Source organism: Arthrobacter sp. W4I7 (assembly GCF_030816215.1).
Classification (GTDB): domain Bacteria; phylum Actinomycetota; class Actinomycetes; order Actinomycetales; family Micrococcaceae; genus Arthrobacter; species Arthrobacter siccitolerans_A.
Genome location: NZ_JAUSXU010000001.1, coordinates 3,018,893 through 3,033,185, shown reverse-complemented (window position 1 = coordinate 3,033,185; position 14,293 = coordinate 3,018,893). Strand labels below are relative to the sequence as shown.

11 protein-coding genes and 1 pseudogene are annotated in these 14,293 nt (G+C 66.9%); 9 read left to right on the top strand and 3 right to left on the bottom strand.

The features are described from left to right. Position 1: 1 nt before the first annotated feature. Together QF047_RS13870 and QF047_RS13865 are read right to left on the bottom strand one after the other, a co-directional pair. Positions 2–664, bottom strand: a complete 663-nt coding sequence (locus QF047_RS13870) for a response regulator (protein WP_306638800.1) — start codon at positions 662–664, stop codon at positions 2–4. Beyond that, positions 657–2,439: pseudogene (locus QF047_RS13865) on the bottom strand (ATP-binding protein). Before QF047_RS13865 ends, QF047_RS13870 begins: the two are co-directional and overlap by 8 nt. Before the next feature lie 184 nt (positions 2,440–2,623). Between QF047_RS13865 and QF047_RS13860 the strand changes: the two are divergent. From QF047_RS13860 to QF047_RS13840, 5 genes are all read left to right on the top strand, one after another. Continuing rightward, positions 2,624–4,111 carry a CitMHS family transporter gene (locus tag QF047_RS13860; RefSeq protein ID WP_307278046.1) on the top strand — a complete coding sequence of 496 codons (1,488 nt, stop codon included), beginning with the start codon at positions 2,624–2,626 and terminating at the stop codon, positions 4,109–4,111. Positions 4,112–4,257: 146 nt separating this feature from the next. Continuing rightward, entirely contained in the window at positions 4,258–4,554 is a 297-nt protein-coding gene (gatC, locus tag QF047_RS13855; RefSeq protein ID WP_013600429.1) for an Asp-tRNA(Asn)/Glu-tRNA(Gln) amidotransferase subunit GatC, read from the top strand. A 2-nt stretch (positions 4,555–4,556) separates the two neighbouring features. Then, positions 4,557–6,152: an Asp-tRNA(Asn)/Glu-tRNA(Gln) amidotransferase subunit GatA gene (gene gatA, locus QF047_RS13850; protein WP_307278040.1), complete on the top strand. Its 1,596-nt coding sequence runs from the start codon at positions 4,557–4,559 to the stop codon at positions 6,150–6,152. Continuing rightward, the gene (gene gatB, locus QF047_RS13845) at positions 6,152–7,660 is read left to right on the top strand and encodes an Asp-tRNA(Asn)/Glu-tRNA(Gln) amidotransferase subunit GatB (RefSeq protein ID WP_307278039.1); all 1,509 of its coding nucleotides are present in this window, start codon (positions 6,152–6,154) and stop codon (positions 7,658–7,660) included. The genes gatA and gatB overlap by 1 nt, the downstream gene beginning before the upstream one ends. 209 nt (positions 7,661–7,869) lie before the next feature. Continuing rightward, a complete protein-coding gene (locus QF047_RS13840) occupies positions 7,870–8,490 on the top strand; it encodes a DUF5666 domain-containing protein (protein ID WP_307278035.1) in 621 nt (206 codons plus the stop codon). Positions 8,491–8,547: 57 nt separating this feature from the next. Here QF047_RS13840 and QF047_RS13835 read toward each other — a convergent pair whose 3' ends face one another. After that, positions 8,548–9,459 carry a LysR family transcriptional regulator gene (locus QF047_RS13835; RefSeq protein ID WP_307278032.1) on the bottom strand — a complete coding sequence of 304 codons (912 nt, stop codon included), beginning with the start codon at positions 9,457–9,459 and terminating at the stop codon, positions 8,548–8,550. 130 nt (positions 9,460–9,589) lie between these two features. Between QF047_RS13835 and tdh the strand changes: the two genes are divergently transcribed. From tdh to QF047_RS13815, 4 genes are read left to right on the top strand one after another with little or no spacing between them, the layout of a single operon-like run. Next, positions 9,590–10,636, top strand: a complete 1,047-nt coding sequence (gene tdh / locus QF047_RS13830) for an L-threonine 3-dehydrogenase (RefSeq protein ID WP_307278030.1) — start codon at positions 9,590–9,592, stop codon at positions 10,634–10,636. An 8-nt stretch (positions 10,637–10,644) separates the two neighbouring features. Continuing rightward, on the top strand, positions 10,645–11,829 hold the full coding sequence (locus QF047_RS13825; RefSeq protein WP_307278026.1) for a glycine C-acetyltransferase: 1,185 nt from the start codon (positions 10,645–10,647) through the stop codon (positions 11,827–11,829). 52 nt (positions 11,830–11,881) lie between these two features. Beyond that, complete coding sequence (locus QF047_RS13820) at positions 11,882–13,027, top strand: FAD-binding oxidoreductase (protein WP_307278023.1); 1,146 nt, start codon at positions 11,882–11,884, stop codon at positions 13,025–13,027. Positions 13,028–13,038: 11 nt separating this feature from the next. Next, entirely contained in the window at positions 13,039–14,250 is a 1,212-nt protein-coding gene (locus QF047_RS13815) for an amidohydrolase family protein (RefSeq protein ID WP_307278021.1), read from the top strand. Positions 14,251–14,293: the final 43 nt, after the last annotated feature.

Below are 14,293 nucleotides of genomic sequence, written 5' to 3'. Positions count from 1 at the left end.
TCTAGCCAGCCGGCAGGCCGTAGCGGTGCTCCGGCCTGCCGGTGGTCCCGTAGCGGAGCTGGATATCCACTGCGCCGTCGTCGGCCAGTGAGGACAGGTAACGCTGCGCCGTCGCCCGGGAAACACCCACGCGGCTGGCCACTTCCGCCGCCGAATACTGCTCGCCGGGGACCAGGGATTCCAGCACCGCCGCCTCAGTGGCGGACCGCGGCCTGGACGACGGCGTGACGTCACCAGGGATCAGCGCCCGCTTGGCCCGCTCCACCGCGTCCTGGTCCAGCGCCCCGGGCTGGGACAGCAGGCGCCGGTACCGCGCGTAGGACCGAAGCTGCTGCGACAGGGAATCCGCGGTAAAGGGCTTCAGCAGGTAACCCAGCGCACCGCGGCGGAATGCCACCCGGAGGGAGGCGGCGTCGGAAGCGGCACTCAGGATCACGGTGTCCACATCCAGCTGCTGGAGCAGGTCCAGGCCGGAGGCATCGGGCAGGTAGACGTCGAGCAGCACCAGGTCCGGCCGCAGACTGTGGATGGCCTGCAGCGCCAGCGACGCCGTTCCCACCGGCGCCAGCGCCAGGAACCCCGCCACCGAATCCACGTAGGCGGCGTGCAGTTTGGCCACGTGGAAGTCGTCATCCACGATCAGCACCCGAAAATCATCAGCCATGAGTGTCCTTTCCGGCTGCATCCTGCGACGCGGCGTCTTGAGATGCTGCATCCTGAGATGCGGCGTCCTGAGATGCGGCATCGTTGAACCGGGAATTCCTGGCCCCGGCAGTGGTGCCGGGGAGCGTTGCCATAAAAACTGCGCCTGGTCCGCCGGGCTGCCCGGCTTCAAGCAGGCGGACGTCCCCGCCGCGGCGCCGGGCCAGCTGGCGGGCCAGTGCCAGCCCGAACCCCTGGCCCCCGCCGGCACGTACAGGACCGGACGCCGTGGTGAAGCCTTCGGCGAAGATCGCCTCGGCGTCCGTTTCCTCCGCCAGCCCGTCCCCGGAGTCGGCGACCACCACGTGGAGCGTGCCGCCGTCGTCGCCCGGCTCATCCAGCACCTCCAGCTCAACCCACCGGTCCCGAGCTGAGCCGGCCACGGCGGCGTTGACGGCATTGTCGATCAAATTGCCCAGCACGGTGGTGACGTCCTGGGCGTCGGTGACCTGCCCGCGGACCAGGGTTTCGGGCCCGATCCGCAAGGCGACCCCGCGCTCGTCAGCCTCTACGCCCTTGGCTCCGACGAAGGCCTGCAGGTAAGGGTCCTGCAGCAGCTCGGCCTGGTCCACCGGAAACTTCAGCGGCCCTGTGGCGGCCAGCCGGGCCAGGTAGTCGCGCGCCTGCTGGTGCTGCCCCATGCTCATGAACCCCGCGATGGTATGCAGCTGGTTGGCGAACTCGTGCCGCTGGGCCCGCAATGCCGTGGACATGGTGCCCACTGCGTCCAGCTGCCGGGTGAGCTGCTGCAGCTCGGTGCGGTCACGGAGCATCACCACCCAGCCCAGGTCCTCCCGCCTGTGAAGGGCTTTGCGGGCGTTTGCCACGAGTACCCGGCCGCCAGCCACCAGTTCAATGGCGGAAGCGTCACCGGAGCCGGGCCGGGTGAGGGATTTCAACAGGTCCGGCACCGGGGCGTCCTCCCAGTGTGTTCCGGCGAGATCGCCCAGCCCCAGCAGGCGCTGCGCCGCGGCGTTGAACACGGTGATCCGGCCGTCGGCGGAAACGCCGATCACGCCGTCGTCCACACCCTGCAGGACCGCCACCTGGTCGTGGACCAGGGAGCTGATCTCTTCCGGCTCCAGGCCCAGGGTGAGGCGCTGCAGGCGGCGGCGCAGCAGGAAGGACCCCAGGATGCCGGCGAACAGCGCGCCGGTGGCCGTCAGGGCTACCGGGCCGATGTCCCGTTCCACGCTCTGGCCCACGGTTTCCATCGAATAGCCCACGCTGACCTCTCCCACCACGGTGCTGCCGCCGGGAGCGAAGACCGGAACCTTGGCGCCGGCGGAAGGCCCCAGTGTTCCCGTGTTCCGCGTGGTGACTTCCTGGCCGGACAGGGCCTCGGACGGATCGGTGCTCACCCTTTCCCCGAGCCGCTGCGGATCCGGATGGGCCAGCCGCAGGCCGGTCTCGTCGGTGATCACCACAAACAGGGCACCGGTCCGGGCACGTGCGGCTTCGGCCGACGCCATCAGCGGCCCGGCAGCGAGTTCGGAGGCCGGGGGAGTGCCGGGTTGTTCGCTGATGGCCAGTACTTTCGGCCCGCACCGAGGGATCCGCGGCCACCGTCCGGGCCAGCGTCAGTGCCTGGTTCTCCGCCTCGCGGCCCACCCGGTCATAGGTCAGCCAGGCATGCACTGCTGCGCTGAGCAGAACCACCAAAAGCACCACCGCCAGCTGCAGCAGCAGCGTCTGGGTGGAGAACCGCAGCGGCGCGCGGGAACTGGAACGCAGCATGATCCTCCTCGATCCGGGTTGGTAAATGGGGCCCGCTGAGCCCGTGAGCACAATGAGCTAAATGCTCGCAATAAGCAGTATGCCAATCAATTGCGCCAAAGGCATTGCCGTGACCCGGGCCACCCTAAAGTCTGTAGCACGCGTCACACCGCTGTGCCGCTGTTCACAAAGAAGGAGCCCAGCCGTGCTGGTATTACTTGGATTCGCCATGATCGCGGTATTCATGGTGCTGATCATGACGAAGAAGTTGACGCCAGTGCTGGCGTTGATCATCGTCCCAACAGTTTTTGGTCTTTTCGCCGGCGCCGGCCTGGGCATTGGCGACATGGTGATGGACTCGATGAAGTCGATGACCTCCACCGCAGCCCTGCTCATGTTCGCCATCATCTACTTCGGCCTGATGATCGACGTCGGGCTGTTTGATCCGCTGGTCCGGTTCATCCTGCGCAAGCTCGGCAATGACCCCGCCAAGGTGGTCCTGGGCACCGCCCTGCTGGCCGCAGCAGTCTCCCTTGATGGCGACGGCTCCACGACCTTCATCCTCACCACCGCAGCCATGCTGCCGATCTACCTCCGGCTGAAGATGAGCCCCGTGGTCCTCACCTGCGTGGCCGGCCTGGCCAACGGCACCATGAACATCGTCCCCTGGGGCGGCCCCACCGCCCGCGCTGCCAGCGCCCTGAAGATCGACGTCAACGAGGTCTTCGTCCCCATGATCCCGTCCCTGGCCGCCGGCCTGGCCGTCGTCCTGGTCTTCGCCTGGGTGCTCGGACTGCAGGAGCGCAACCGCCTCCGTGCCACACAGCCTGAAATCTGGGGCGTCCCCGATACTGCCGAAGGGTTCGACGGCGGCACGCCTGCAGGCGGAACCGGCACGTCCCGCGGTGGTTCAGGCCGCGGCGGTTCGGGACGCGGTCCCGCACCTGTTCCGGCAACGGGAGGCCCCGCCGTCGGAGGCTCCGGCGTAGCTGTCCTGGAACGCACCGAAGACCTCGTCGATGCCAGCGACACCGCCATGGCGGACACGGCACTGGATCCCAACCGCAAGACCCTGCGCCCCAAGCTCCAGTGGTTCAACCTGGCCCTCACGGTGGCCGTGATGGGCATGCTCATCGCCGACCTCGTGCCCCTGCCGTACGTCTTTATGGTCGGTTCGGCCATCGCCCTGCTGGTGAACTTCCCCCACGTCAAGGACCAGGCCGCGCAGATCGTGGCCCACGCGCCGTCAATCGTTGCCGTGGTCAGCATGGTCATGGCTGCCGCAGTCCTGACCGGCGTCCTGAAGGGCACGGGCATGGTCGAAGCGATGTCCGCGTGGCTGGTGCAGATCATCCCGTCCAGCATGGGCCCGCTGATGGCCGTCATCACCGGCCTCCTGAGCATCCCCATGACGTTCTTTATGAGCAACGACGCCTTCTACTTCGGTGTGCTTCCCGTCCTGAGCGAGACGGCTGCCCACTACGGCATCAGCGGCGCCGAAATGGCCCGGGCTTCCATCACCGGACAGCCGTTCCACATGCAGAGCCCGCTGGTCCCCGCCATCCTGCTCCTGGTCTCGCTGGCCAAGGTTGACCTCGGCGACCACCACAAGAAAGTCCTGTGGCGCGCAGCAGTGGTTTCGCTGGTCATGCTGGGAATTGGCATACTGACCGGAGCCATCGGAATCGGCTAGTCTGTAGCTGCCGCGATGTTGCCCCTGGTGGGCGGTATGCGGCAAGAAGGTGCCCGTCTGACGCCCGCTGGGGGCCGTCAGACGGGCATCATCGTTTCCCCACTAGAATGGATCGGAAATCAATTCAAACTTTGCAGGGGAGATCCATGGCTGCGATCAACCGTGACGACGTTGCGCACCTCGCGCGGCTCGCTCACATTGAGATGAGTGCTCAAGAGCTGGACAGGATGGCCGGAGAACTCGCCGTCATCGTTGATTCGGTCAAATCCGTCAGCGAAGCCGCCGGCGACGACGTGCCCGCCACGTCCCACCCCATTCCGCTGACCAACGTGTTCCGCGAAGACGTTGTGGGCCACACCTTCACCGCGGAACAGGCACTTTCCGGTGCGCCGGACTCCGACGACAACCGTTTCAAGGTTCCGGCAATCCTGGATGAGGCATAACCATGACTGACAGCAACGAACTCATCCGCCTCTCCGCCGCTGAACTGGCCGAAAAGCTGGCCGCCGGCGAGGTGACCTCCGTCGAGGTCACCCAGGCCTACCTGGACCGGATCGCCGCCGTGGACGGCGGCGAACGCGGCGTCAACGCCTTCCTGCATGTCAACGCCGAGGAAGCGCTCGCCGTCGCCGCCGAGGTGGACGCCATCCGCGCTGCCGGCGGCGCCGAAGCCGAAGCCCTGCATGTCCTGGCCGGTGTGCCCATCGCCGTGAAGGACCTCATCGTCACGGTGGGCCAGCCCACCACGGCAGGCTCCAGGATCCTCGAAGGCTGGCACAGCCCCTACGACGCCACCGTAGTGGAGCGCCTGCGCGCCGCCAGGATGCCAATTCTGGGCAAGACCAACCTCGACGAGTTCGCCATGGGCTCCTCCACCGAGCACTCCGCCTACGGCCCCACCCGGAACCCCTGGGACCTGGACCGCATTCCGGGCGGCTCCGGCGGCGGGTCCGCTGCCGCCGTCGCCGCTTTCGAGGCTCCGCTCGCCCTGGGCACGGACACCGGCGGCTCCATCCGCCAGCCCGGCGCCGTCACCGGCACCGTGGGCGTCAAGCCCACCTACGGCAGCGTTTCCCGCTACGGGGCCATCGCCATGGCGTCCTCCCTGGACCAGATCGGCCCCGTTTCGCGGACCGTCCTGGACTCGGCCCTCCTGCACCAGGTCATCGGCGGGCACGACCCCCGCGACTCCACCTCACTGCCGGACCCGCTTGCCGACCTCGTCGCCGCAGCTAAAACCGGCAACGTCGAGGGCCTGCGGATCGGCATCATCAAGGAACTGCACGGCGAGGGCTACCAGGCCGGCGTCGAAAACCGGTTCAACGATGCCCTGGAGCTCCTCAAGGAGGCCGGTGCGGAGATCGTGGAGGTTTCCTGCCCCAACTTCCAGTACGCCCTGGGCGCCTACTACCTGATCATGCCTTCCGAGGCGTCCTCCAACCTCGCCAAGTTCGACGGCGTCCGGTACGGCCTGCGCGTCCTCCCCGAAGAGGGCCCCATGACCATTGAACGCGTCATGGGTGCCACCCGCGCCGCCGGCTTCGGCGACGAGGTCAAGCGACGCATCATCCTGGGCACCTATGCCCTGTCCGCCGGTTACTACGACGCCTACTACGGCTCCGCGCAGAAGGTCCGCACCCTGGTGCAGCGCGATTTCGAAGCCGCGTTTACCGTTGCTGACGTCCTGATTTCGCCCACGGCCCCCACCACCGCTTTCCGCCTCGGCGAGAAACTGGACGATCCGCTGGCGATGTACCTGAACGACGTCGCCACCATCCCGGCCAACCTTGCCGGCGTGCCGGGCCTGTCCCTGCCCGGCGGCCTTGCCGACGAGGACGGCCTCCCCGTGGGCATCCAGCTGCTGGCCCCGGCCCGCGAAGACGCCCGCCTGTACCGCGTGGGTGCGGTGCTGGAGTCGCTGCTCGAAGCGAAGTGGGGCGGCCCGCTGCTGGCCCAGGCGCCAGCGCTGGCCACCTCGGTGGTTGAGCCTGTCGAAACCGAAACGGTTGTCGAAACCCTCGCAGCCCAGGAGGCAAAATAATGAACACCGACGCAATCCTGAGCTTCGAAGAGGCCATGGAGAAGTACGATCCCGTCCTGGGGTTCGAGGTCCACGTGGAGCTCAACACCAAGACCAAGATGTTCTCCTCCGCCCCGAACGTCTTCGGCGACGATCCCAACACCAACGTCAACGAAGTGGACCTCGGGATGCCCGGCGTCCTGCCTGTGGTCAACAAGGCAGCGATCGAGTCCTCCATCAAAATCGGGCTGGCCTTGAACTGCAAGATCGCCGAGTCCTGCCGCTTCGCCCGGAAGAACTACTTCTACCCGGACACCCCGAAGAACTTCCAGACGTCCCAGTACGACGAACCCATTGCCTACGACGGCTACCTGGACATCGAGCTCTCCGACGGCACTGTGTTCCGGGTGGAGATCGAGCGCGCCCACATGGAGGAGGACGCCGGAAAGCTGACCCACATGGGCGGCGCTACCGGCCGCATCCAGGGCGCGGACTTCTCGCTGGTGGACTACAACCGCGCCGGCGTTCCGCTGGTGGAAATCGTCACCAAGCCCATCGAAGGTGCCGGATCCCGCGCGCCTGAACTGGCCAAGGCATACGTGGCTGCCGTCCGCGAGATCGTGAAGAACCTTGGCGTGTCTGACGCGAAGATGGAGCGCGGCAACGTCCGCTGCGACGCGAACGTCTCGCTGCGCCCCCACGGCCGTGAACGGTTCGGCATCCGGTCCGAGACCAAGAACGTGAACTCGCTGCGCGCCGTCGAACACGCCGTCCGCTACGAGATCCAGCGGCATGCCGCCGTGCTGGACTCCGGCGTTCCGGTCACCCAGGAAACCCGCCACTGGCACGAGGACACCCGCACCACCACCTCGGGCCGGGCCAAGTCCGACGCGGACGACTACCGCTACTTCCCCGAGCCGGACCTGGTCCCCGTGGTGCCGGCCCGCGAATGGGTGGAGGAGCTCCGCGCCACGCTGCCCGAACCGCCGGCCGCCCGCCGGAAGCGCCTCCAGGCCGACTGGGGCTACTCGGACCTCGAATTCCGCGACGTGGTCAACGCCGGTGTGATGGACGAGATCGAGGAAACCATCGCCGCCGGCGCTTCCGCTTCTGTCGCCCGCAAGTGGTGGATGGGCGAGATCGTGGGCCGGGCCAAGAACGCCGATGTGGATCCCGGCCAGCTCGGTGTCCAGCCCGCCACCATCGTGGAGCTCGCCCGCATGGTGGAGGACGGCAAGATCAACAACAAGATGGCCACCGAGGTGCTGGACGGCGTCCTCGCCGGCGAAGGCACCCCGGCCGAGATCGTGGAGAAGCGCGGCCTGGCCGTGGTCTCTGACGACGGGCCCCTGCTCGAAGCCATCGATGCCGCACTGGCCGCCCAGCCCGGCGTCGCGGACAAGATCCGCGGCGGCAAGGTCCAGGCCGTAGGCGCCATCGTGGGCGGGGTCATGAAGGCCACCCGCGGCCAGGCTGACGCCGGCCGCGTCCGCGAGCTGATCCTGGAGAAGCTGGGCGTCACCGTCTAATCCCTCCCACCCGACTGGGTGGCGCCAAGTGTCGTTTTGACCCCGCATAACGATATTTGGCGCTGCCCAGTTGTGGTTTAAGTAGTACTCGGTTCCCACATGCCCCGGACTACTCGTGTGCAGCCGCGCATCCCAGCCCTACACTGAAGCTCCAGGGTGCCGGTTGCAGGGGCAAACAGGCCCTACTGTTGCTGTGGGAGGTAGTTTTGATGTTTGTTCCGGACCCGTTAAAGATCCGTAAGACCGTGCTGGCGGGGTCGGTGGCCTTGGCCCTAACCGGGACGGGGGTAGCGTTTGCTTGGGCAGCGGGTGACACCTTCCCGCCGTCGCCGTTGCCCTCCCAATCCCAGTCCGTGCAGGGACAGGAAAACGGCAAGGACAAGCCGGACAAAGCCCAGCGCCCGCAGCACCTTCACAGTGAAAGCGTGGTGAAGAAGGCGGACGGCACCTTCCAGACCATCCTTGAGCAGCGCGGCACGGTGGAAGCGGTCAGCGACACCTCGATCACAGTCAAGAGCGAGGACGGCTACTCCCGGACGTACACCGTCAACGCGGACACAAAAATCCACAAGGCTCCCGCCGCGGCGTCGGAGAGCTCCCCGGGATCGGAGAGCTCCGAGGGAACGGACGACGACGGCAAGCGGGTTAAGCCGACGGAGGGAACCATCAGGGACATAGCCACCGGCGACACCGTCCGGATTTCCGGAGTGAAGAACGGGGACCAGGCTACGGCTGGGCGGATCGCCGAGGGCGGCGGCGACGGTCCCGGCCTTGGGCTGGGCCGCGGCCACGGTCAGGGCCACGGCAAGGGGCACAACAACCCCAAGTGACTGGCATTAGGCGTCGTGAAAGCGCGAAATGACGACGTTGAGTGGGACCCAGCCGGGTCAGCCCTGTTCCACCAGCCCGGCCATGATCTCTTGCAGTGCCTCGGAGACAATCATGACCGAACGCCGCTTCAGGTTTTCGGGCCGGGCCAGCAGGTCGATCCGCCGCCGGGTGCTGATTCCCTCCAGCGGCCGCAGCACAATATCGGGGTTGAGTACGGGTCCCGCCGTGTATCTCGGCAGCAGTCCCACCACACTGCCGGCGGCCACGAGTGCCGCAACGGTGGAGTAGTCGTTGATTCGGTGCACAATGTTCAGCTCGCGGCTGGAAACAGCCGCGACGGCGGACAACACATCGGCGGGGGAGTAGCCGGCGTGGCTGGTCACCCAAGCCTCGCCGCCGACGTCGTCCGCTGTTACTGCAGGCTTCCCCGCCAATGGGTGGGCGGCAGGCAAGGCAACGTCGAGCGGTTCGTGGGCGAGGGGTATCACCGTGACCCGATCGGCGGGCCAGCGGGGGCTGTGGTCCATCCGATGGGCGAGGACCAGGTCATACCGCGCGGTCAGGGCGGGGAAGTCCTGCTGCGCCACGTCTTCGTCCGAGAGTTCGATCCGCGGCTGGCCGGGCGCATCGAGGATCCTGGCCAGCGGCGCAAAAACGGCCTGCCCCACGCTGTGGAAACCGGACAGCGTCACCCTGCCCGCCGCAGTGCCGTGATAACTTCCGATCGCAGTGCGCGCCTCGGCCATGGCGCTGACGACGGCGGCACCGGCGTCCGCGAGCACCTGGCCTGCCTCGGTGAGGACCAGGTTCCGGCCCTCCTTCCGGGTCAGGGGCACGTCCACGGTGCGCTGCAGCAGCGCCAGCTGCTGGGAGACGGCCGACGGCGTGACCATCAGGGTCTCCGCGACCGCCTTAACGCTGCCCAGGGCGCCGAGTTCGCGCAGGATTTCGAGCTGGTGTATCTCCACGTGTCCATTCTATGCATTAGCAAAAGCTACATCGTTGATTGAGAAATTAGCGGTTGTGCTAAAGCTTCTTCCTCGTTGTAATGGGGAGGTCAGCATCTGCCGACCACGTAGACAAAGAGTGAGGAAGCCGATGAAGGCTTTGTACAAGGCCGGCCCACAGGCAGGCTTCGAGCTGGTGGACCGCCCCGAGCCGGTGGCTGGCCCCGCCGACGTGAAGATCCGGGTCATGACCACCGGGATCTGCGGCACCGACCTCCACATCCAGTCCTGGGACTCCTGGGCCCAGGGGATCATCGAAGCTCCCCTCATCCCGGGCCACGAGTTCTACGGCGAAGTGGTGGAAGTGGGCGAGGACGTCCGCGACGTCAAGACCGGTGACCGGGTATCCGGGGAAGGCCACGTGGTCTGCGGTATCTGCCGGAACTGCCGGGCAGGCCGGCGGCAGATGTGCATCCACACGGTGAGCGTGGGGGTGCAGCGCGACGGTGCCTTCGCAGAATACGTGGTGATTCCGGAAACCAACGTCTGGGTCCACCACGATCCCTCTGTTACTCCCGAACTGGGCGCTATCTTCGACCCCTTCGGCAACGCCGTGCACACTGCCCTGAGCTTTCCGCTGGTGGGCGAGGACGTGCTGATCACCGGAGCCGGACCCATCGGCCTGATGGCCATCGCCGTCGCCCGCCACGCCGGTGCCCGCAAGATCGCCATCACCGATGTATCACCCCACCGGCTGGACCTCGCCCGCCGGCTGGGCGCAGACCTCGCCATCAACGTTGCCACCACGAGGGTCCGTGACGCCCAGCGCGAGCTGGGGATGCGGGAGGGATTCGATATCGGCATGGAGATGTCCGGCCACCCCACCGCCCTGCCGGAGATGATCGACAACATGAACCACGGCGGCCGGATCGCGATGCTGGGACTGCCCAGCCAGGACATCACCATCGACTGGGGCAAGGTGGTGACCCACATGCTCACGCTCAAGGGCATCTACGGCCGCGAAATGTACGAAACCTGGTACGCCATGAGTGCCATGCTGTCTTCCAACCCCGTACTGCACGCGGGCATTTCCGCGGTGGTCACTGATACGCTCCCTGCCACCGACTGGGAAAAGGGCTTCGACCTGGCCCGCAGCGGCGCCGGCGGAAAAGTTGTCCTCGACTGGACCCGATTCTAAGGAACACCATGTACACCTCGATCAAGGAACAGCTGGGCACCGAGCTGGAGGACATCCGCACCGCGGGACTCTTCAAGACCGAACGCAGCATCAACTCGCCCCAGTCAAGCCACATCAGCGCCGGTGCGCTCGGCCAGCCGGGGGCTGACGTGCTGAACTTCTGCGCAAACAACTACCTGGGCCTGGCTGACCACCCCGACATCATCAACGCAGCCAAGGCGGCCATGGACGAACGCGGTTTCGGCATGGCCAGTGTGCGCTTCATCTGCGGCACCCAGGACCTGCACCTGGAACTCGAAGCCCGCGTCTCCCGGTTCCTCGGGACAGAGGACACCATCCTCTTCTCCAGCTGCTTTGATGCCAACGGCGGCGTCTTCGAGTCCCTCTTCGGCCCGGAGGACGCCATCATCTCCGACGCCCTGAACCATGCCTCCATCATCGACGGGATCCGCCTGTGCAAGGCGCAACGGTACCGGTACGCCAACCAGGACATGGCGGACCTGGAGTCAAAGCTGGTGGAGGCAAAGGAAGCCCGCCGCAAGATCATCGTCACCGACGGCGTCTTTTCCATGGACGGCTACCTCGCGCCACTGGAAGCCATCTGCGACCTCGCCGAGAAGCACGACGCCCTGGTGATGGTGGACGATTCGCACGCCGTCGGTTTTATGGGGGCTACCGGTGCCGGTACGCCGGAGCATGCAGGCGTGTCGGACCGCGTGGACATCTACACCGGAACGTTCGGCAAGGCGCTGGGCGGCGCCTCGGGTGGATACGTCTCCGGCCGTGCCGAAGTGGTGGCCATGCTCCGGCAGAAGGCCCGTCCCTACCTGTTTTCGAACTCGCTGGCCCCGGCCATCGTGGCCGCCACCATCAAGGCCCTGGACCTGGTGGAGAACTCGGCCGGCCTGCGCCGGACGCTCTTCGAGAACGCCGCACTGTTCCGCCGCCGCATGACCGAAGAGGGCTTTGACCTGCTTCCCGGTGAGCACGCGATAGTCCCGGTCATGTTCGGCGACGCCGTCCTGGCCGCCAAAGTGGCTGACCGGATGCTGCAGCACGGCGTCTTCGTCACCGCCTTCAGCTTCCCGGTGGTTCCGCGCGGGGCAGCAAGGATCCGCGTCCAGCTTTCGGCCGCGCACTCAACGGACGACGTCGAAACCTGCGTGAGTGCCTTCGTCGCCAGCCGTGCCTAGGTAGCAGCCTGAAGGCAACCACAGCCTGCCTTAACTCTGCGAGGATGAACGCATGGCAGCACAATACGACGTCCTGATTGTTGGTGGCGGCATAGCCGGGTTGTCCCTGGCCTCGGCGTTGGCGGGCAACTGCTCTGTGGCACTGGTGGAGGCGGAGCAGGAACTGGCGTACCACACGTCCTCCCGCTCCGCCCGCCAGCTCATCCCCAGCTACGGCCCGCCGGTGGTGCAGGAACTGACGGTCCGGACACTGGAGTTGATCGCCGCACGCGATGCCGGGTTGCCCGAGCCCGTGCTCACGCCGCGCAGTTTTATGCTGATCGGTTCGGAGCAGGCGGTGGCAGCCGAAGCGAGCGGCCACATGCGGTCCATCACCCAGGCCGAAGCGCTGGAGCTCTGCCCGGCACTGGTCCCTGACTCGTTCGCTGCCGCCGGCCTGGACACTGGCTCCTTCGGCTGCAACGCACCGCTGCTGCTGGAGGATCACCGGCAGCGCGCGCTCGCCGCCGGGGCGGACATCATCACCGGCGCCCGGGTCCATTCCGCGCAGCGCCTCGGCTCCGGCTGGCAGGTTGGTGCGGGCGTGGAAGCCTTCGAAGCGGGCGTCCTGGTCAACGCTGCCGGCGCCTGGGCGGACGAACTCGCAGTCATCAGCGGGGTGGAGAAGCTCGGGCTGCAGCCGTACCGGCGCACTGCGGCAATTGCCGCCGTCGAACGCCCCTTGCCGGAGCACAGTCCCATGGTGGCGGCGGCGGACAACACGTTCTACTTCCGCCGTGAAGGCGGTGACGTGCTGATCTCGCCGTCCGAATCCCTGCCGAGCGGGCCCGAAGACGCCAAACCGCGGCCAGGGGACGTAGAGCGCCTGGTCGCCAGGCTGAACCAGGTGACCACGCTGGGCATCACGGAAGTCCGCCGGGCCTGGACGGGGCTCCGGACAGAAGCTGCCGACGGCGTTCCCGTGGCAGGTTTCGACGCCGAAGCGCCCGGCTTCTACTGGCTCGCCGGCCAGGGCGGGTATGGCTTCCAGACCTCATCGGCGATGGCAGAGCTGGCCGCGGCACAGATCCTGGCAGGACAGCAAAGTGCCGGTCATCAGAGTGCGGGTCATCGAAATGCTGGTGAAACAGCGGACGCGGGTCCGGCATCCCGGACAGCTCAGGCGCTGGCAGCCACCCGCTGGTCTGTCCGGCGCTGAAGAATGGTCCTATGAGCACCCTGATCACCAATATCGCCGAGCTGATGACCCAGGACCTGGAACACCGGGTCCTCAAAGATGCCGCCGTGGTGATTGAGGGTGAACGGATTTCATGGATCGGCGCCACTGCTGATGCTCCCGCCGCGGATGACGCCGTCGACGCCGATGGCCGTGCCTTGCTTCCCGGCTGGGTGGACTCCCACACCCACCTGCTGTTCGCGGGCGACCGGACGGCCGAATTCGAGGCGCGGATGGCGGGGGAATCTTACTCCGCTGGCGGCATTGCGGTGACCATGAACGCCACCCGGGCAACGTCCGACTTCGACCTCACCCGACTGGCCCTTGGCCGGGTGGCCGAAGCTGTGTCGCAGGGGACCACCTACATCGAGACGAAAACCGGCTACGGCCTGGACGTCGAGCATGAAGCCCGGAGCGCCCGCATTGCCTCCACCATCGCCGACCAGGTGACGTACCTCGGGGCGCATCTGGTGCCCGCCGGGCAGGATCCGGACGCCTACACCGACCTCGCATCCGGCCCCATGCTCGCCGCTGTCCGGCCTTACGTGCAGTGGGCTGACGTCTTTTGCGAGGACGGGGCCTTCGATGCTGAACAGTCCCGCCGCGTCCTGCTGGCCTGCCGCGACGCCGGACTTGGACTGCGCGTCCACGGAAACCAGCTCGGCGAAGGGCCCGGTGTCCAGCTGGCGGTGGAACTCGAAGCGGCAAGCGTGGACCACGTGAACTACCTCGCGGACAAGGACGTGGATGCGCTGGCGGGGACCTGGGCCGGCTGGGATGCCACCACCGGGACCGGGCGGCGGGGCACGGTGGCCACCTGCCTGCCTGCCTGCGACCTCTCCACCCGTCAGCCGCTCGCCCCGGCGCGGGAGCTCCTGGATGCCGGCGTCCAGGTGGCGCTCGCCTCCAACTGCAATCCGGGCACGTCCTACACAAGTTCCATGGCCTTTTGCGTGACGACGGCGGTGCTGCAGATGCGTTTGAGCGTCTACGAGGCGGTCCGGGCAGCGACGTACGGCGGCGCCCTGGCGCTGCACAAGGACAAGGGGAACGACGTCGACGGCGAACGGGCAGTGGGTTCCATCGCCGTCGGACACCGGGCGGACCTCCACCTGCTTAACGCTCCGTCAGCCACGCACCTTGCCTACCGTCCGGGCATGCCCCTGACATACGCTGTATGGCGGGCCGGAGCGCGGGCACGCTGACCAGCCGCTCGGAAATGACGTTAGATGATCATTTGGGTTCTGT